We start from the raw sequence: 17,118 nt of genomic DNA on the forward strand, positions 1-17,118 counted from the left end.
GTGGCGTGCCGCGTGGCTCACCTCACGATGAGACGCTCATCGCAGCGCCATGCGTTCCCCCACCTGCCGTCGGCAGTCGTTCTTCGGCCACCTGGATAATCGTCCCGATGAACGATCTTGCCTCCGCCGCCGTTCCCGGCCGGACCCCGTACGACGGATCCGTCGTACGGGCCGCGCTGCGCCGGGCCGCGCCCGCGCTGCTGGCGTATGCGGCGATCCGGCTGCTGGGCATCGTGACCCTCGCCCTCTGGTCGGCGGCCGACGGCAAGAACTGGCACACCCTGCTGGCCGCCCGCTGGGACGCGCTCTGGTACACCCGGGTCGCCGAGCAGGGCTACGGCTACACCGTCACGCTGGCCAACGGCGAGGTGCACTCCAACCTGGCCTTCTTCCCGCTGCTCCCCTGGCTGGAGCGCGGACTGTCGGCGCTCACTCCGCTGTCACCCGCCGACGCGGGACTGCTGGTGGCCTGGCTGACGTCGCTGGGTGCGGCCTGGGCGCTGTACGCGACCGGGGAGCGGCTGCACGGGCCGCGGGCCGGGGTCGCGCTCGCGGCGCTGTGGGCCGCGCTGCCGGTCGGGATCGTGCAGTCGATGGCGTACTCGGAGGCGCTGTTCACCGCGCTCGCGGCCTGGAGTGTGTACGCCGTGCTGACCGGGCGCTGGCTGTGGGCGGGGGCACTGGCCTCGCTGGCCGGGCTGACCCGGCCGGTGGGCGCGGCGGTGGTGGCGGCCGTGTGGCTCACCGCGGCGGTGACGCTGTGGCGGGAGCGGGCCGGCGGGGCAGGGCTGCGCGGGGCGCCGCGCCGGCACCCGGGGATGCTGCCCGGTGTGCTGCTCGCGCCGCTCGGCTGGTGCGGCTTCTTCCTGTGGGTCGGGGCGCGGCAGGGCTCGTTCCGCGGCTATCTGGACGTCCAGGAAGGCTGGGGCAACGGCTTCGACGGGGGGCTCGCGTTCGGCTCCTTCGTGTGGCACCAGCTGTCGGGGCCCGCATTCGCGGCCGGACTCGCACTGGTCACCGGCGTCGGGCTGGTGATCTGGCTCTACGTGTACGGGATCCGGCAGGGGCAGCCGCTGCCGCTGGCGGTCTACGGCGGGGCGGTGCTGCTGCTCGCGCTGACCGCCAAGGGCTACTTCGGGTCCAAGCCCCGGCTGATGCTGCCGGCCTACCCGCTGCTGCTCCCCCTGGCGGCGGCGCTCGCGCGAAGACGCCCGGTGTGGACCTGGCTGATCGTCGCGGTGGCGGCGGCGGGCTCCGCGGTCTACGGGGCGTTCTGGCTGAACGGTTCGGGCCCGCCATGACCCGCGCCGCTACTCCACGTGACCGAGTGAGTCCGTTCCGTGAGGGCTGCGCGGGGAAACGTCACGCGACCCGTGAGCGAATAGCCGATAAACCCCGGAGGGGAAAAGCAGATAAGGCGCTCAGGGTGACGACACGCGCATGCGGGGAGCCGTTTGAGAATCGCCGGGAATTCGCTTCCAAATCCCTGTGGCGAAGCCTCGATTGAGACACATTCCACATCACATCGTCATTACAAAGCGCACAGTTTGACCAAGCACCTACATCACACGCGGTAACGTCGATTGAGTGCGTACCGATGACAAGCTCGACCAGATGGAGGAGCGCCCCACCGATCGCGTTCGACCTCCCAGCATGACCAGAACCCGCATGTGGCTGTTCTGGGGCACCCTGGCGGTCTATTTCGCGATCGTGGCCGGGGTGCTGGCCACTTCATGGCTGGTCACGTTCGACTGGCAGGTCATGTTCTTCCGGCCCTACAAGCAGTGGCCGGAGATCCATGCCTTCCTCGACTACTTCGTGGTGCTGGGGCAGCGCGGACCGACCGCGGTGGCGGTGGCCGCCTGGCTGGGCTGGCGCTGCTGGCGGCAGCGCAACCTCCACCCGCTGCTGGTGCTCGGCGCCTCACTGCTGCTGCTGAACATCACCGTGGGCGCCGCCAAGCTCAGCATGGGCCGGCTCGGCCCGCACTACGCGACCGTGGTCGGCGCCAACGAGATGTGGCTCGACGGCGACATATTCCCCTCGGGTCACACCGCGAACGCCGTGGTCACCTGGGGTGTGCTGGCCTACCTGGCGACCACCTCGCTGCGCCGCCGCACGCTGTCGCTGATCGCCGCGCTGGGCGCGCTGGGCGTCGGCATGACCACCGTCTACCTCGGGACGCACTGGGTCAGCGATGTGCTGCTCGGCTGGGCCGCGGGGCTGCTGGTGCTGCTGGCGATGCCCTGGCTGGAGCCCGCGATCACCTGGTTCGAGGACCGTCTGATGGGCATCCTGCTGCGGCTGTGGCTGCGACTGCGCCCCGATTCGCTGCGCGGCCCGCTGCCGGCCGGCGCGCCGGCCGGAGTCTCCCGGCAGCGCATCTCCTCCGACGGCGAGGTCCTCGTACGCGAGACGATCTCCGCCGGGACGGGCGGCCGCTCGGCCACCGGGCACACCCCGGACGGCTGGCCGCACCACCCGTCGCGCCCGTATTCCATCCGCTCGGAGCGCACGCCGGCCACCCCGTCGGGCAGCCGGCGGCCGCCGCACGCGGACCGCGCACCACGCCGCTGAGCCCGACGTCCGGGCGCGGCCGCAACGGGAGCGGCTGACCGCCCCACCAGCCGCGGGGCCGGTACGCACACACCTCACCCCGCACCGAAGGCCCCGGCCGCTCCTGGGAGCGGCCGGGGCCTTCGTCGTCGCCAGCTGCGGTCAGCCCTGCCAGGTGCGGTGCACCTCGCCGTCCTTGACCTCGAAGTTGAGCCGGCCGGCCAGGTACTCCATCGTGATGATCGCGCCCGGCGGCAGCGAGCGGACGGTGGTCCAGCCGCGCGCTCTCGCCTGCTCCTCGGCGTCCTGCTGCGCGAGGCCGACATACGCCTCGATGTCGTCCTGGGGGTTGTCGGGGAGGTTCGGTACGTCCATGACAGCCACCGTAGGCGTCCGCGACGGCCCGTGGAAGGGCCGCCCTCGCACGCCCCGGTGACTTCCCGGTCCGGCATTGGTCACACTTGTGTCACAGCGAACGTTCGCGCGTTTGCCGGAACTTCCGTCACCCGTACGCGCCGCGTGACGGCGCAACCGGGTGGAAAATTAATCGGCCGGAATTCCGCCTTGATCGAAGACGGAACGGACGCAGTCAGTCCAGTCAACGCGACGCGCCGTCCGAAAACAATCCCCCGTCAGTTCCGGATTTGCATTACCCGGCGCCGTTTATCGGCCGACCGGAAATTGGCCAACGAGACACACTCCACACACATTTTCCGCACATCGCCCATCGCCCCGCTTACCGGGCCCCGCGGCCTCCCGGCCCCGCCGCCCACCGCCCCGCCGGATGCCACCGGAACGGACCGGAGCGCCCTCTCGCCCTGGGTCCCCCGCGCGAGCATCATGTGCCGGGCCCCAGTCCACCTTCGACGAACGAGGTGCAGCGGATGGTTACGGACACCGACCGGGCGCACATCCGGCCCCCCAGGGCGCGGCGCCCCGGCTCGGTGCTGGTGGACTGGCTGACCACCACCGACCACAAGAAGATCGGGCACCTCTACCTGATCACCGCGTTCGGGTTCTTCCTGGTGGGCGGTCTGCTGGCGATGGTGATGCGCGCCGAACTGGCCCGTCCCGGGCTCCAGATCATCGACGCCGAGCAGTTCAACCAGGCGGTGACCATGCACGGCACGATCATGCTGCTGCTGTTCGCCACCCCCGCGTTCGCCGGTTTCGCGAACGAGATCATGCCGCTTCAGATCGGCTCCCCCGATGTGGCCTTCCCACGGCTGAACATGCTCTCGTACTGGCTCTTCCTCTTCGGCGGGCTGATCGTGCTGGGCAGCTTCCTCACCCCGTTCGGCGGCCCGGCCTTCGGGTGGACGGCCTATGCCCCGCTCAACTCGATGGTCCGCTCCCCCGGCATCGGCGCCGATATGTGGATCATGGGGCTGGCGCTCGCCGGATTCGGCACGATCCTCGGTGCCGTCAACTTCATCACCACGATCATCGTGCTGCGGGCGCCCGGCATGACGATGTTCCGGATGCCGGTGTTCACCTGGAACGTGCTCTTCACGTCGATCCTGGTGCTGATGGCCTTCCCGGTGCTGGCGGCCGCGCTGCTGGTGCTGGAGGCGGACCGGCAGTTCGGGGCGGTGGTCTTCAACGCGCAGTGGGGCGGGGCACTGCTGTGGCAGCACCTGTTCTGGTTCTTCGGCCATCCCGAGGTCTACATCATCGCGCTGCCGTTCTTCGGCATCATCACGGAGATCATCCCGGTCTTCTCCCGCAAGCCGATCTTCGGCTACGTCATGCTGATCGGCGCGACGATGGCCATCACGGCGCTGTCGGTGATGGTCTGGGCGCACCACATGTTCGTGACCGGGGCGGTGCTGCTGCCGTTCTTCTCCATCATGTCGTTCCTGATCGCGGCGCCGACCGGGGTGAAGTTCTTCAACTGGATCGGCACCATGTGGCACGGCTCGGTGTCGTTCGAGACGCCGATGCTCTGGTCGATCGGGTTCCTGGTGAGCTTTCTGTTCGGCGGGCTGACCGGCGTCATCCTGGCCTCACCGCCGATGGACTTCCACGTCACCGACTCGTACTTCGTCGTCGGCCACTTCCACTACGTCGTCTTCGGGACGGTCGTCTTCGCCACCTACGCGGGCTTCTACTTCTGGTGGCCGAAATTCACCGGCAAGATGCTCGACGAGCGCCTGGGAAAGATCCATTTCTGGACGCTGTTCGTCGGCTTTCACACCACCTTCCTCGTCCAGCACTGGCTGGGCGTGGAGGGCATGCCCCGGCGGTACGCCGACTATCTGGCCGCCGACGGCTTCACGGCCCTGAACTCCTTCTCCACCATCGGCTCCTTCCTGCTCGGGCTGTCCACGCTGCCCTTCCTCTACAACGTCTGGAAGACCACCCACTACGGCGCCAGGATCACCGTGGACGACCCCTGGGGCTTCGGCCGGTCCCTGGAGTGGGCGACCTCCTCACCGCCGCCCCGGCACAACTTCACGACCCTGCCGAGGATCCGCTCCGAGTCCCCCGCTTTCGATCTGCACCACCCGGAGGTGGGGAAGCAGCCGGTGGTGGTACCAGCGCCCGATCCAGCCGGTCCCTGACCTCCCGTACCTTGCCGAGCAGTTCCGGCGGCTCACGGACCTCGAAGTCGAAGCCGGTCAGCACGATGTGCAGCACCATCAGGTCGAGGCTGTGCGCCCCGGTGCGCAGCAGACAGTGCTGCTCGTCGACCGCTTCGAGCACCCCGGCCGCGGGGCTGATCCGGGCCGCGGCCTCCTCCAGGGAGGCATGCAGCAGCACGGTGGCCCGGGTCGCGTACGCCCGGGTGGAGATGCCCTGGGAGACATAGGCGGCGAGGTCCTCGGCCGGTGGCGTACGGGGCTCGAAGCGCGGGCCGTGCGGCGGGGTGGGGGTGAGGCGGTCGGCACGGTAGGTGCGCCAGTCGTCGCGGTCCACGTCCCAGGCGACGAGGTACCAGTGGCGCCGGGCGCAGACCAGGCGGAGCGGTTCCACGGTGCGGCGGGAGGCCGTGCCGTCATGGGTGGTGTAGTCGAAGCGGAGCCGCTGGCTGTCCCGGCAGGCGTGCGCGAGCTCGGTGAGGGTGTGCGGATCCACCCGGGGCCCGCCCGCGTCGAGGATCGGCACGGTGAAGGCGGTCAGCGCCCCGACCCGGCGCCGCAGCCGGTGCGGCAGCACCTGCTCCAGCTTCGCCAGCGCCCGTACGGACGCCTCCTCGATGCCGTCGACACCACCGGCCGCCGCGGTGCGCAGCCCGACCGCGACCGCCACCGCCTCGTCGTCGTCCAGCAGCAGCGGCGGAAGTTCGGCGCCCGCGCCGAGCCGGTAGCCGCCGGCCGTCCCCGGCGCGGAGTGGACGGGGTAGCCCAGCTCGCGCAGCCGGTCGATGTCCCGGCGCACCGTGCGCGGGGTGACATCGAGCCGGTCGGCGAGCTCCGCGCCGGACCACTCCCGGTGGGCCTGTAGCAGGGAGAGCAGGCGGAGCAGACGTGCCGAGGTCTCCAACATGGCCCGAGTTTCGCAGCCTTTGCGGACAGCTGCGGTCCTCAATACGGGACCGGGATCGCAGCCGGTGCTCCGTCAGTCCTCGGCCGGCCCGGCGACCCGTAGGGCCAGGTCGTTGTCGAACGTGTAATACGGGCCGATCCTGAGCTCGCCCGCGGCGGCCGGCACCGGCAGCGCCGGGTAGGTGAACACCTGCTTCTTGTCGGCGACATCATCCAGGAGGCGGGCGATCCGCACCGGCCGGGCACCGTCGGCGAGCCGCAGCCACAGGTCCCACGGCTCGCTACCGTGCTCCCACCGGCCGGCCAGTTCCGCGTAGGGCAGCGTGAAGGTGAAGTCCGCGCCGTCGACGGTCAGCGGGGCGGTGACGGGGGCCGGTGCCGTGCCCGGGGCCGACGGATTACGGCGCGCACGGGCCTCCGCACGGGCGCCGGCGGCCGGGACGGCACCGTAGAGCCGGCCGGAGACCGTCAGGCCGTCGGGTGCGACAAGGATGTCCCCGGCCTCGGCGTGCGGGCCGCGCAGCCAGCTGCGCAGGGCGAGGTTGCCGAACTTCGTCGCATACGGGATGCGCACCCCGAGCCGGCCGATGCCCGCCAGCGGCCGACGGTCCACCAGCGACCGCAGATCGTTGACGCCGGGCAGCAGACGCCGGGGGTCCCGGCCGTCGCCGAGGTCGGCGTAGGCGTTCCAGCGGCCCTCGGCGAGCGCGACGGTGCTGGGCAGTACGGCGCGCAGCCGGCCGGCGCCGTTCGGCCCGAGCGGCAGCCGTACCTCGTCGTCCGCGCCGTCACCGCCGCGCAGCCGCAGTACCAGCGCCGCGCTCCAGGTGGTGTGGGTGTCCTGAGGGGCGTTCAGGTCGAAGGTGAGGCCGCCCGCGCAGTCCGCGATGCAGTCGGCCCGCAGCTCCACCGGAGCCGCTTCGCCACCCCGCTCGCCCGGCCGTCCGGGACCCTCGGGCCCGGTGCTCACCGGAGCCATGGGTTCCTGATCGATGGCGGAGGACTCCTTCGTCTCGTGTCCGGTCACGGTCAACTGGCTCGACGCCGTCATACCGTCCGCACCCCTCTCATGGCGGCGCGGGCCGCGTCCTTGGTGGCGTAGGCGCCGCTGAGCAGGGCTCCGCGGGCGCGATGCAGGCCGCTGTGCCATCGGCTGTCGCGCCTGCGGGCGAGCAGCTCCCCGAAGAGCGCCTCATAGCGCCCGGCGACCGTGGCGGGGTCGAAGCGCGCCGACGAGGCCAGCGCGGCCACACCCATCCGCTTGCGGGCGGCATCGTCGTTGATCAGCGTCAGCAGCGAGCCGGCCAGCGCCTCCGGATTGCCGACCGGCACCAGCTTGCCGTCCACCCCGTCGTCGATGATCTCGCCCGGCCCGTGCGGGCAGTTGGTGGCGACGACCGGCAGACCGCAGCGCATGGCCTCGACGATGGTCATCCCGAAGGACTCCAGGCTGGAGGAGACCGCGGCGATCGAGCCCTTGGCCCACTCCGGCTCCAGAGGGTTGGCCGGGCCCATCAGGAAGACGTGGTTGTACAGGCCGAGTTCGTCGATCAGGGCGCGCAGCGTGGCTTTCTCGGCGCCGCCGCCGTAGATCCGCAGCCGCCAGTCGGGACGCTCGGCGGCGACCTGGGCGAAGGCACGTATGAGCACGTCATAGCGCTTGACGCGGGCGAGCCGGCCGGCCGCGACGACCCACTTGCCGCTGCCGTCGGCGGGCGCGACAGCGGGCGCCGGCACGCTGTTGGGCACCGCCTCGACGCGCACACCGGGCAGCCGCAGCTGCCGGCGGTAGGCGCCGGCATCGGCCTCGGTGACGGTGGTGACCGCGTCGAGGCGCGGATAGGCGCCGCGCAGCGCCAGTTTGAGCGCCCGGTTGTGGGTGTCCAGGGTGAGGTGCTCCTGGCCGATCCGCACCGGGCCGCGGCGCGCCTGCTTGGCGATGTGCACATTGAGGCCGGGCCGGGTGCCGACCAGCACGTCCGCCTCCGTCCGGCGCAGATGCTGGGCGATCCGGCGGTCGGTGAGCTCGCTGTACTGGTCGTAGCGGCCCTCGGCGGCGGGGAAGACCCTCGCGGGACGGGCGTGTTCGGGATCCGCTCCGTCGTGGCCCGGGCTGTTCTCCCTGAGGTCCACGAGATGCCGCAGCGAAACACGGGAACCCAGGTCGAAGACCGGGTCGTCGCGGTGGCGCAGCACGGACACGATCTCGACGTCATGCCGTTCGGCGAGCGTCCGGGCCAGATTGAACGTCGTCCGGATCGTCCCCCCGATGCCGTAGGCATTGTGAATCAGGAATGAGATGTGCATCCGTCCCCGTGTCCCCTGGTCTTCCGGTCCTGCCTGGTCTCCCCCTGGGCCACTTCGCACTCCCCTCCTGCATGGTGCGAGGCGGCCCCCTTCACCAGGAAAGGACGGCGGAACGGAGATCCCAGTTGGGCCTTTCGCCAACTTGTTCCAAAAGTGTTAGTTCATCGGTAGCTGCCCCATGGAACCCACGGGCCACAAATCCCCTCCACCCCGCAGGAACCGGCGGCATCCGCCGAGCGCCGCTCACCCCGGCCCGGCGTCCTCACCCGCTCCCGCACCGGCGGCGCACCAGGAAAATCGCTGGCCACCACCCCTCCCCCGCGTCACGCTGGCCCCATGAGTGAATCAACCATCGATGACACCGCCGTCTCCGCATTCGTGGAGCAGGGCTTTCTCCGCGTGGAGGGCGCGTTCGCACCCGAAGTCGCGGCGGAGTGCCGGGAGATCATGTGGCGGGACATCCCGGGTGAGCCCGGCGATCCGGCGACCTGGAAGGACCCCGTCGTACGGCTCGGCTTCTACGGGCAGGAACCCTTCCGGGCCGCCGTCAATACGCCCCGGCTGCGCGCCGCGTACGACGCGCTCGCCGGACCGGGCCGCTGGGCGCCGCGCGGCGACCTCGGCACGTTCCCGGTGCGGTTCCGCAGCGACGACGCACCGGGCGACGACGGCTGGCACATCGACGCGAGCTTTCCGGGGGACGATCCCGCCGACTTCCTGTCCTACCGGGTGAACGCCGCGTCCAAGGGCCGCTGGCTGCTGATGCTGTTCCTGATGTCCGACGTGGGGGAGGACGACGCGCCCACCCGCATCCGTGCCGGCTCCCATCTGGACGTCGCCGCGCTCCTGGGACCCGAGGGCGAGGCCGGGCTGTCCTTCATGGACCTCGCCGCGCGCGCCGTGCCCGCCACCGAGCACCGCCCGCTCTCCCTGGCCACCGGCCGCGCCGGTGACGTCTACCTCTGTCACCCTTTCCTCGTGCACGCCGCCCAGCCCCACCAGGGCACCGAGCCCCGCTTCATGGCCCAGCCGCCGCTGCTCCCCCGGCCGGGTGCGGACCCCAGGATCGAACGGCCCGACGGGGACTACTCACCGGTGGAGCTCGCCATTCGGCGCGGTCTCGGCTCCTGACGCCGTCGGGCCGGCCGTCCGGGCCCTCCTAGGGGAGCCGCAGCCGGGTGCCGATGGACAGCCGGTTCGGGTTCTGGCCGATGGTCGACCGGTTGGCCGTGTAGAGCGCCTGCCAGCCGCCCTTCACCCGGTACTTGCGCGCGATCTCGCCGAGCGTCTCCCCACGCCGTACGACATGGGTCCGGCTCTTGGCGGTCAGCCCGTAGCGCCGGGCGCACTCCGGCCAGGCGCCCCAGCCCTGGGCGGCCTGGACCTTCTTCGCGATCTCGATCTGCTCCTCACGGGAGGCGAGGTCGGCCCGTCGCGCGAAGGCCAGGCCGCCGAACTCCTCCCAGGTGGGCTGGTGGAACTGGAGCCCGCCGTAGAAGGAGTTACCGGTGTTGATGTGCCAGTCACCGCTGCTCTCGCACTCGGCGAGGCAGCCCCATGGCCACTGGTCACCGGCGCAGGTGTGCGAGCCCTTGCCGGGGCCGTCCGGCCCGTCGGCGACGGCGCCCCCGGACAGGCCCAGGACCAGGGCAGCGGCCGCCGCGGTGAGCAGCCCGACGGATCCCACGAGGCGCCGTGGCGCCGAAGAGTTGTCCGACATAGCCGGTGACGGTAAGCAGGCCTCCGTCGCTGACCAGCGTGCCACGCCCTCGGCGTCCCGGTCCCACCCGGTCCGGCGTACGGAACGCCGCCGACTGCGCCAAGTTCTGCGCAAGAGTTGGCATTAAGTGACCGCTTGTGGGGCGGCTTTCCGTGATTTTCCGCTGTGCGGCGATTGGTTCGATTCTGTTCCCGTCCTCGCGTGACTCCTGCCGCAGGTCACCCGTTGTCCTTGTACGAGCCGGGAGACCACCCGGCAGACGCACAGAGATCGAGGAGCCACCCGTGCCGCGCATGCTCGACGTCAGCGACGACGTTCGCGCCGAGATCGGCGACGAAGAAGCCGACCGCCTGCTGGCCGGTGGCGACGCCCCCGGCAGCTACGACTGCACCTCCTGCCGGACCCCCGGAGACAGCGACCAGGAGCGCACCAGCACCGTCCTGTTCGTGGGCGAGGAGACCGCGGTGCTCGCGTTCGCCCATGCCACCTGCATCCCCTCGCAGGTCGTCCCGGTCTCGGAGGAGCAGCTCCAGGGAGCCGTGCGCTCCATCACCGGAGAGGACGCCGCCCCCCGCACCCCCGGATCGCAGCCGGCCGTCCCGGTTCCCACCGCGCCCCGCCAGGCGACCCTCGGTATCACCTGCGGCCTGGTGCTCGTCGAGGCCGATCTGCGCCCGGCCCTGGTGGTCGAGCCCGACGGTCCGATCGCCCGTCCCGGCTCGGCCGGCCCGGACGACGACTTCCTGCCGCTGCTCCTGGAGCAGGGCTTCCACCCGGTGACGGACATGAACCAGCTCCCCGGCCCGAACCAGGGCTGGTCCGCGCTGCTGGCCATGGGCAAGCTGCACGCCGTCCTCCAGCCGGGCAACTCCGGCCAGCAGTCCGCCTGGTGGCAGGCCCACCAGCCGCTGGCCGTCTCGGACGGCTGGCGCACCGCGGCCAACAAGGCGCAGTCCGTGGTGCTGTACGCCGCGCCCGCCGGCACCATCGGCCACCAGCCCCGCGAGGACCTGATGCGGCAGGCCCTGGAGGACGCCGCGGCGAAGGGCGCCCTGGTCGCCGCGGAGATCCCGCTGGCCGGCACCTGACCTTCCCGCAGTCCCGATCGCGGGGGCAGGACCGCCGATCCGGCCGGTCATGCCCCCGCGATCAGCCATTTCCGCAGGAAAGCCGCATCCCCCGGCCATCAGGGTCGTTGGCACCTACGTGCACGCATACGACCCCTCCGTTCCCGCCCAGTACACCCACCCGATCCCCGGCATGCGCCCGTCGCGCGACCACGGGACGACGCACACCGCGGACCACGACTCGGCCACGCCGATCTATGACGCGCTGTACGCCGAGTGGCGCCGCAGCTTCCGGGCACTGCCCGGGGACCGTACGGACGAGCCGGAGATCCCGGAGGCGCTGCGCGGAAGCTGGAGCCGGCCGGGCTCCCCGGGTCACTGGGAGGTGGTCAGCCGGCAGCCCTACCGGCAGGGCCCGGCGGCGCTGCCACCGGCACGGCGGGACTCCCGGCCGCGCGGACACTGAGCCGCCCGCCCGGCCGGAATCCGCCGCTACTTCTTCTTGCTGCGCTTCTCGCGCACCCGCACGGAGATGTGGATCGGCGTCCCGTCGAAGCTGAACTCCTCCCGCAGCCGCCGCTCGACGAAGCGGCGGTAGCCGGCCTCCAGGAAGCCGGAGGCGAAGAGCACAAAGCGCGGGGGCTTGGTGCCCGCCTGGGTGCCGAAGAGGATGCGGGGCTGCTTGCCGCCGCGGATCGGGTGCGGGTGGGAGGCGACGATCTCACCGAGGAAGGCGTTCAGCCGCCCGGTGGGGATCCGGGTCTCCCAGCCGGCCAGCGCGGTCTCGATCGCCGGGACCAGCTTCTCCATGTGGCGGCCGGTGCGCGCGGAGACGTTCACCCGCATCGCCCAGGGGATCTGCACGAGGTCCCGCTCGATCTCCCGCTCCAGGTAGAAGCGGCGCTCCTCGTCGAGGGTGTCCCACTTGTTGTAGGCGATGACCAGGGCGCGGCCGGCCTCCACGGCCATGGTGATGATGCGCTGGTCCTGGACGCTGATGGACTCGGACGCGTCGATCAGGACGACGGCGACCTCGGCCTTCTCGACGGCCGCCGCGGTGCGCAGCGAGGCGTAGTAGTCGGCGCCTTCCTGGAGGTGCACCCGGCGGCGGATACCGGCGGTGTCCACGAACTTCCAGGTCTTGCCGGCCAGTTCGATCATCTCGTCGACCGGGTCGCGCGTGGTGCCGGCCAGCTCGTTGACGACCACCCGCTCCTCGCCGGCGACCTTGTTCAGCAGCGACGACTTACCGACGTTCGGGCGGCCGATCAGCGCGATCCGGCGGGGGCCGCCGAGGGCTGTGCCGAAGGTCTGGGCGGGGGCCTCGGGCAGCGCCTCCAGCGCGGCGTCGAGCATGTCGCCGGTGCCCCGGCCGTGCAGCGCGGAGACCGGGTGCGGCTCGCCGAGGCCCAGCGACCACAGCATGGCGGCGTCGGCCTCGCCCGACGGGCCGTCGACCTTGTTGGCGACCAGGACGACGGGCTTGCCGGCCCGGCGCAGCAGCTTGACGACGGCCTCGTCGGTGTCGGTCGCGCCGACCTTGGCGTCGACGACGAAGACGACCGCGTCCGCGGCCTCGATGGCGAACTCGGCCTGCATCGCCACGGAGGCGTCGATGCCGAGGACGTCCTGCTCCCAGCCGCCGGTGTCGACGACCTTGAAGCGGCGGCCGTTCCAGTCGGCCTCATAGGTGACACGGTCGCGGGTGACGCCCGGCTTGTCCTCGACGACCGCTTCCCGGCGGCCGATGATGCGGTTCACCAGGGTCGACTTGCCGACATTGGGGCGGCCGATGACGGCGAGGACGGGCAGCGGACCATGGCCGGCCGCGGCGATGTCACCCTCGACCTCCTCGAGATCGAAGCCCTCCTCCGCGGCGAGCTCCATGAACTCCGCGTACTCGGCGTCGCCAAGCGCACCGTGCTCGTCGCCGGTAGGGGTCTGGTCGTTCATGAAGTCCGTTCCTCGTTCATCATCGGTGGGCCGCTGGTCCGCGGCCCACTACTCAAGTGTGGTTCAGCGCCCGGTCAGGCGCCTGGCCTCTGCCAGGTGGGCGGTCAGCCGCTCCTGGATCCGTACGGTCGCCTCGTCGAGCGCCTTACGGGTGCGCCGCCCGCTACTGTCCCCCGCCTGGAAGGCGTCGCCGAAGACGACATCCACACGGGAGCGCAGCGCCGGCACGGCCGACGACAGCCGGCTGGGCCGGTCCTTGCCGCCGAGCACCGCCACCGGCACGACCGGGGCCCCGGAGCGCACCGCGAAGTACGCCAGGCCCGCCCGCAGCGAGGCGAAGTCGCCCTCGCCGCGGGTGCCTTCCGGGAAGATCCCCAGCACGCCGCCGTCCGCCAGCACGCCGAGGGCGTCGGTGATCGCCTTGCGGTCGGCGGTGTCGCGGTCCACCTTCAGCTGCCCGATGCCCCGCAGGAACGGGTCCAGCGGGCCGACGAAGGCTTCCTTCTTGATCAGGAAGTGCACCGGCCGTGGCGCGGTGCCCATCAGCATCGGGCCGTCGATACCGTGCGAGTGGTTGACGGCGAGGATCACCGGGCCGGCGGACGGCACCCGCCAGGCGCCCAGCACCCGCGGCCGCCACAGCCCGTACATCAGGCCGATGCCGATCCGGCGGCCGACCGCGGCACCGGCCGCGCTCGGCGCGCTGCCGCTGTCGGTCACCGGGCGACCCGCCCGGCCTTTTCGGCGCCGGCGCCCTCGATGAGGGTGACCACACACTCGATGACCTGCTCCAGGGTCAGGTCGGTGGTGTCGACCTCGACGGCGTCGTCCGCCTTGGCCAGCGGGGAGGTCTTGCGGCCGGAGTCGGCGGCGTCGCGCTTGATCAGCGCCTCGCGGGTGGCGGCCAGGTCGGTGGCCTCCTTGCCCTTGAGCTCGCCGCTGCGGCGGGCCGCCCGCGCCTCGGGGGAGGCGGTGAGGAAGACCTTGAGGTCGGCGTCGGGCAGGACGGTGATGCCGATGTCCCGGCCCTCGACGACGATGCCGTTCGGCGCCTCGGCGGCGATGCTGCGCTGGAGGTCGGTGATCAGGGTCCGTACCTCGGCGACGGCGCTGACCGCGCTGACCGCGGCGGTGACCTCCTGGGTGCGGATCGGGCCCGCGGCGTCCAGGCCGTCGACCGTGATGGTCGGGGCGGCCGGGTCGGTGCCGGAGACGATCACGGGCTTGGCGGCGGCGTCGGCCACCGCGGTCGCGTCATTGACGTCGATCCCGTTGGTCAGCATCCACCAGGTGATCGCGCGGTACTGGGCACCGGTGTCGAGGTAGCCGAGGCCCAGCTTGGCGGCGACAGCCTTGGACGTGCTGGACTTGCCCGTGCCTGCGGGGCCGTCGATGGCGACAATCACTGCTGCCGGGGCGGTCCGAGCGGCGGTTTCCACGGTGACGAACACCTTTCTTGTACACGGGGCGGGGGTCCAAGGGCCATAAGGGCCTCGGACAAGGTTACTGGCTCACCCGCACCGCCCCGTCCACGGTGTCACTGCCGGATCGACCAGCCCCGCTCCCGCAGCTCCGCGGTGAGCACCGGCACCGCCTGCGGCTCGACCATGAGCTGGATGAAGCCCGCCTGCTGGCCGGTGGCGTGCTCGATGCGGACGTCCTCGATATTGACCCCGGCCCGGCCGGCGTCGGCGAAGATCCGGGCCAGCTCACCGGGCTGGTCGCCGATGTAGACAGCGACGATCTCGTAGGCGGCCGGGGCGGCGCCGTGCTTGCCCGGCACCCGCTCCCGCCCGGCGTTGCCGCGGCGGAGCACGTCCTCGATGCCCCCGGCGCCGATGCCGCGCTTGTCGTCGTCGGCGGACTCCAGAGCGCGCAGGGAACGCACCGTCTCATCGAGATCGGCGGCGACCTCGGACAGCACATCGGCGACCGGACCCGGGTTCGCGGACAGGATGTCGATCCACATCGCCGGGTCGGAGGCCGCGATCCGTGTCACATCCCGGATGCCCTGACCGCAGAGGCGCACGGCGGTCTCATCGGCGCCCTTGAGGCGGGCGGCGACCAGGCTGGAGAGCAGCTGCGGGGTGTGCGAGACGAGGGCGACCGCCCGATCGTGCGCGTCCGCGTCCATCACCACCGGGACCGCCCGGCACAGCGCGACCAGCTCCAGCGCGAGATTGAGCACCTCGATGTCGCCGTCACGGGTCGGGGTCAGCACCCAGGGGCGGCCCTCGAAGAGGTCGGCGGTGGCGGCCAGCGGGCCGGAGCGCTCCTTGCCCGCCATCGGATGGGTGCCGAGGTAGCCGGTCAGATCGCGGCCCATCGCCTCCAGCTCACGGCGCGGGCCGCCCTTCACGCTGGCGACGTCGATGTAGGCACGGGCCACCCCGCGCCGCATCGCGTCCGCCAGCGCCGTCGCGACATGGGCCGGCGGCACGGCCACGATGGCCAGATCGACCGGGCCCGGCGGCGCCTCGGCGGTGCCCGCACCCAACGCGGCGGCCGTCAGGGCCTGGGCCTGGTCATGGTCCTCCAGGAACACCTGCACACCCCGCGCATTGAGCGCGAGCGCGGCCGAGGTGCCGATCAGGCCCGTACCGATGACGAGTGCGGTCCTCACTGCGCGATGTCCTTCCGCAGCGCCCCGGCCGCGCCGAGGTAGACATGGGCGATCCCGGCCCTGGACAGATCGGTCTCGACATGGGCCAGCACCCGCACCACGCGCTCCATGGCGCCGGTGATGTCCAGCTCCTGGGCGCAGATCAGCGGGACGTCCGTGATGCCCAGGGCCCGCGCGGCGGCGGCCGGGAAGTCGCTGTGCAGATCGGGGGTGGCGGTGAACCACACACTGATCAGGTCGTCCGCGCGCAGCTCGTTGCGCTCCAGAATGGCGGTGAGCAGCGCCCCGACCTGCTCCTGCATGTGCTCGGCGTCGTCCCGCTCCAGCTGGACGGCCCCGCGGACCGCTCGTACCGCCACGTCACTGCTCCCCTGCGTTATGTGCCGCGTCACGCACCTGTGCGCGCACTGATCAGCGTAACCAGCCGCACGGACAATCCGTACGGCGACGGCAGAACCGGCGGCGCGGGACGGCGGTCCGCGCACCCCGCGACCGCCCGTACACCGACGGTGGCCGAGCCCCCGGCCGGCCGGCAAACGGCCCGCCGAAACCTGGTGACACCGCCCCCTCCGGCCAGCGACAATCGCCGCCATGTCCGAAGCCGCCGCAGATCACTCCCTGGTCACCGAGCACACCGTCTACGCCTGTGTGATGGGCTCGCGCGCCTTCGGTCTGGCCACGGAGACCAGCGACACCGACCGGCGCGGGGTGTTCCTCGCCCCCACCCCGCTGTTCTGGGGCTTCGAGAAGCCGCCGACCCATGTGGAGGGACCGCGCGAGGAGGAGTTCTCCTGGGAACTGGAGCGGTTCTGCCAGCTGGCGCTGCGCGCCAACCCCACCGTCCTGGAATGCCTGCACTCCCCCCTCGTGGAGCGGATCGACGCCACCGGCCGGGAACTGCTCACGCTGCGCGAGGCGTTCCTGTCCCGGCAGGTCCACCGCACCTTCGCCGGCTACGCCGGCGGTCAGCTGAAACAACTGCGCGCCGACGTACGGCAGCACGGCGCGCCCCGCTGGAAGCACGCCATGCATCTGCTGCGGCTGCTGGCCTGCTCCCGCGATCTGCTCCGCACGGGTGCGCTCACGCTGGACGTCGGCCCCGACCGCGAGCGTCTGCTGGCGGTCCGCCGCGGCGAGGTGCCCTGGAACACGGTGGAACGCCGGATGGCCCGCCTGTCCGAAGAGGCCGAGGCGGCGGTCTCCGGCTCCCCCTTGCCGGCCGAGCCGGACCGGGCCCGGGTGGCGGACTTCTTGATCCGCGCCAGGCGGGCCTCTGCGCTTGGCTGAGCCCCCACGTTTTTGGCTTTCCCGCCGTGGGTGTTGCTCGCCGTTTGTTGCCCGCTTGCGCGGAGCACCCGCCGTTGCGCCTGCGGCGGGCCGGTCCGCTGCGCGGGGCTGTCGGGG

General features: G+C 71.7%; 17 protein-coding genes. 7 read left to right on the plus strand and 10 right to left on the minus strand.

The genetic code is table 11. The features are described 5' to 3' along the window. The first annotated feature begins 107 nt into the window (after positions 1-107). Positions 108-1,301, plus strand: coding sequence for a hypothetical protein (locus AC3EUV_RS13000; RefSeq protein WP_435602945.1), 1,194 nt, complete (start codon positions 108-110; stop codon positions 1,299-1,301). 352 nt (positions 1,302-1,653) lie between these two features. Continuing rightward, complete coding sequence (locus AC3EUV_RS13005; protein ID WP_435602946.1) at positions 1,654-2,577, plus strand: phosphatase PAP2 family protein; 924 nt, start codon at positions 1,654-1,656, stop codon at positions 2,575-2,577. Positions 2,578-2,718: 141 nt separating this feature from the next. Here AC3EUV_RS13005 and AC3EUV_RS13010 read toward each other — a convergent pair whose 3' ends face one another. Beyond that, positions 2,719-2,931 carry an I78 family peptidase inhibitor gene (locus AC3EUV_RS13010; protein ID WP_018087928.1) on the minus strand — a complete coding sequence of 71 codons (213 nt, stop codon included), beginning with the start codon at positions 2,929-2,931 and terminating at the stop codon, positions 2,719-2,721. Between the two features lie 509 nt (positions 2,932-3,440). Between AC3EUV_RS13010 and ctaD the strand changes: the two genes are divergently transcribed. Next, positions 3,441-5,120: an aa3-type cytochrome oxidase subunit I gene (ctaD, locus tag AC3EUV_RS13015; protein WP_432145524.1), complete on the plus strand. Its 1,680-nt coding sequence runs from the start codon at positions 3,441-3,443 to the stop codon at positions 5,118-5,120. Here the strand turns inward: ctaD and AC3EUV_RS13020 are convergent. The 3 genes from AC3EUV_RS13020 to AC3EUV_RS13030 form a co-directional block, all read right to left on the minus strand. Next, entirely contained in the window at positions 5,011-6,045 is a 1,035-nt protein-coding gene (locus AC3EUV_RS13020) for a helix-turn-helix transcriptional regulator (RefSeq protein ID WP_435602947.1), read from the minus strand. The two genes, ctaD and AC3EUV_RS13020, sit on opposite strands and share 110 nt — an antisense overlap. A 72-nt stretch (positions 6,046-6,117) precedes the next feature. Beyond that, a complete protein-coding gene (locus AC3EUV_RS13025) occupies positions 6,118-7,095 on the minus strand; it encodes a hypothetical protein (RefSeq protein ID WP_435602948.1) in 978 nt (325 codons plus the stop codon). Beyond that, positions 7,092-8,351, minus strand: a complete 1,260-nt coding sequence (locus AC3EUV_RS13030; RefSeq protein ID WP_435602949.1) for a glycosyltransferase family 4 protein — start codon at positions 8,349-8,351, stop codon at positions 7,092-7,094. Before AC3EUV_RS13030 ends, AC3EUV_RS13025 begins: the two co-directional genes overlap by 4 nt. A 336-nt stretch (positions 8,352-8,687) precedes the next feature. Between AC3EUV_RS13030 and AC3EUV_RS13035 the strand changes: the two genes are divergently transcribed. Beyond that, positions 8,688-9,482, plus strand: coding sequence for a phytanoyl-CoA dioxygenase family protein (locus AC3EUV_RS13035; protein ID WP_432145528.1), 795 nt, complete (start codon positions 8,688-8,690; stop codon positions 9,480-9,482). A 28-nt stretch (positions 9,483-9,510) separates the two neighbouring features. Here the strand turns inward: AC3EUV_RS13035 and AC3EUV_RS13040 are convergent, their stop codons facing one another. Beyond that, the gene (locus AC3EUV_RS13040) at positions 9,511-10,071 is read right to left on the minus strand and encodes a transglycosylase family protein (RefSeq protein ID WP_435602950.1); all 561 of its coding nucleotides are present in this window, start codon (positions 10,069-10,071) and stop codon (positions 9,511-9,513) included. Positions 10,072-10,355: 284 nt separating this feature from the next. Here AC3EUV_RS13040 and AC3EUV_RS13045 point away from each other — a divergent pair, with 284 nt between their 5' ends. Both AC3EUV_RS13045 and AC3EUV_RS13050 read left to right on the plus strand, forming a co-directional pair. After that, complete coding sequence (locus AC3EUV_RS13045; RefSeq protein WP_432145530.1) at positions 10,356-11,159, plus strand: hypothetical protein; 804 nt, start codon at positions 10,356-10,358, stop codon at positions 11,157-11,159. Between the two features lie 118 nt (positions 11,160-11,277). After that, positions 11,278-11,604: a hypothetical protein gene (locus AC3EUV_RS13050; RefSeq protein WP_432145531.1), complete on the plus strand. Its 327-nt coding sequence runs from the start codon at positions 11,278-11,280 to the stop codon at positions 11,602-11,604. 26 nt (positions 11,605-11,630) lie between these two features. On the opposite strand, the gene der is transcribed toward AC3EUV_RS13050, so the two are convergent. The 5 genes from der to aroH all read right to left on the minus strand — a co-directional run bounded on the left by der (position 11,631) and on the right by aroH (position 16,073). Then, entirely contained in the window at positions 11,631-13,091 is a 1,461-nt protein-coding gene (gene der, locus AC3EUV_RS13055) for a ribosome biogenesis GTPase Der (protein WP_432145532.1), read from the minus strand. Between the two features lie 63 nt (positions 13,092-13,154). Beyond that, a complete protein-coding gene (locus AC3EUV_RS13060; RefSeq protein ID WP_432145533.1) occupies positions 13,155-13,811 on the minus strand; it encodes a lysophospholipid acyltransferase family protein in 657 nt (218 codons plus the stop codon). Beyond that, positions 13,808-14,542, minus strand: coding sequence for a (d)CMP kinase (gene cmk, locus AC3EUV_RS13065; RefSeq protein ID WP_432145534.1), 735 nt, complete (start codon positions 14,540-14,542; stop codon positions 13,808-13,810). The genes AC3EUV_RS13060 and cmk overlap by 4 nt, the downstream gene beginning before the upstream one ends. 86 nt (positions 14,543-14,628) lie before the next feature. Beyond that, positions 14,629-15,714, minus strand: coding sequence for a prephenate dehydrogenase (locus AC3EUV_RS13070; protein ID WP_432145535.1), 1,086 nt, complete (start codon positions 15,712-15,714; stop codon positions 14,629-14,631). Then, entirely contained in the window at positions 15,711-16,073 is a 363-nt protein-coding gene (gene aroH, locus AC3EUV_RS13075) for a chorismate mutase (protein WP_042157464.1), read from the minus strand. Before aroH ends, AC3EUV_RS13070 begins: the two co-directional genes overlap by 4 nt. A gap of 232 nt (positions 16,074-16,305) precedes the next feature. On the opposite strand from aroH, the gene AC3EUV_RS13080 reads away from it, so the two are divergent. Further along, entirely contained in the window at positions 16,306-17,001 is a 696-nt protein-coding gene (locus tag AC3EUV_RS13080; protein WP_432145536.1) for a nucleotidyltransferase domain-containing protein, read from the plus strand. The last annotated feature ends 117 nt before the right edge of the window (positions 17,002-17,118 follow it).

This window comes from Streptomyces sp. bgisy130 (assembly GCF_057708345.1).

Excerpts from the sequence above, each read along its gene's own strand:
- AC3EUV_RS13000 (WP_435602945.1), top strand. The coding sequence starts at position 108 with ATGAACGATCTTGCCTCCGCCGCCGTTCCCGGCCGGACCCCGTACGAC.
- AC3EUV_RS13005 (WP_435602946.1), top strand. The coding sequence starts at position 1,654 with ATGACCAGAACCCGCATGTGGCTGTTCTGGGGCACCCTGGCGGTCTAT.
- AC3EUV_RS13010 (WP_018087928.1), bottom strand. The coding sequence starts at position 2,931 with ATGGACGTACCGAACCTCCCCGACAACCCCCAGGACGACATCGAGGCG.
- ctaD (WP_432145524.1), top strand. The coding sequence starts at position 3,441 with ATGGTTACGGACACCGACCGGGCGCACATCCGGCCCCCCAGGGCGCGG.
- AC3EUV_RS13020 (WP_435602947.1), bottom strand. The coding sequence starts at position 6,045 with ATGTTGGAGACCTCGGCACGTCTGCTCCGCCTGCTCTCCCTGCTACAG.
- AC3EUV_RS13025 (WP_435602948.1), bottom strand. The coding sequence starts at position 7,095 with ATGACGGCGTCGAGCCAGTTGACCGTGACCGGACACGAGACGAAGGAG.
- AC3EUV_RS13030 (WP_435602949.1), bottom strand. The coding sequence starts at position 8,351 with ATGCACATCTCATTCCTGATTCACAATGCCTACGGCATCGGGGGGACG.
- AC3EUV_RS13035 (WP_432145528.1), top strand. The coding sequence starts at position 8,688 with ATGAGTGAATCAACCATCGATGACACCGCCGTCTCCGCATTCGTGGAG.
- AC3EUV_RS13040 (WP_435602950.1), bottom strand. The coding sequence starts at position 10,071 with ATGTCGGACAACTCTTCGGCGCCACGGCGCCTCGTGGGATCCGTCGGG.
- der (WP_432145532.1), bottom strand. The coding sequence starts at position 13,091 with ATGAACGACCAGACCCCTACCGGCGACGAGCACGGTGCGCTTGGCGAC.
- AC3EUV_RS13080 (WP_432145536.1), top strand. The coding sequence starts at position 16,306 with ATGTCCGAAGCCGCCGCAGATCACTCCCTGGTCACCGAGCACACCGTC.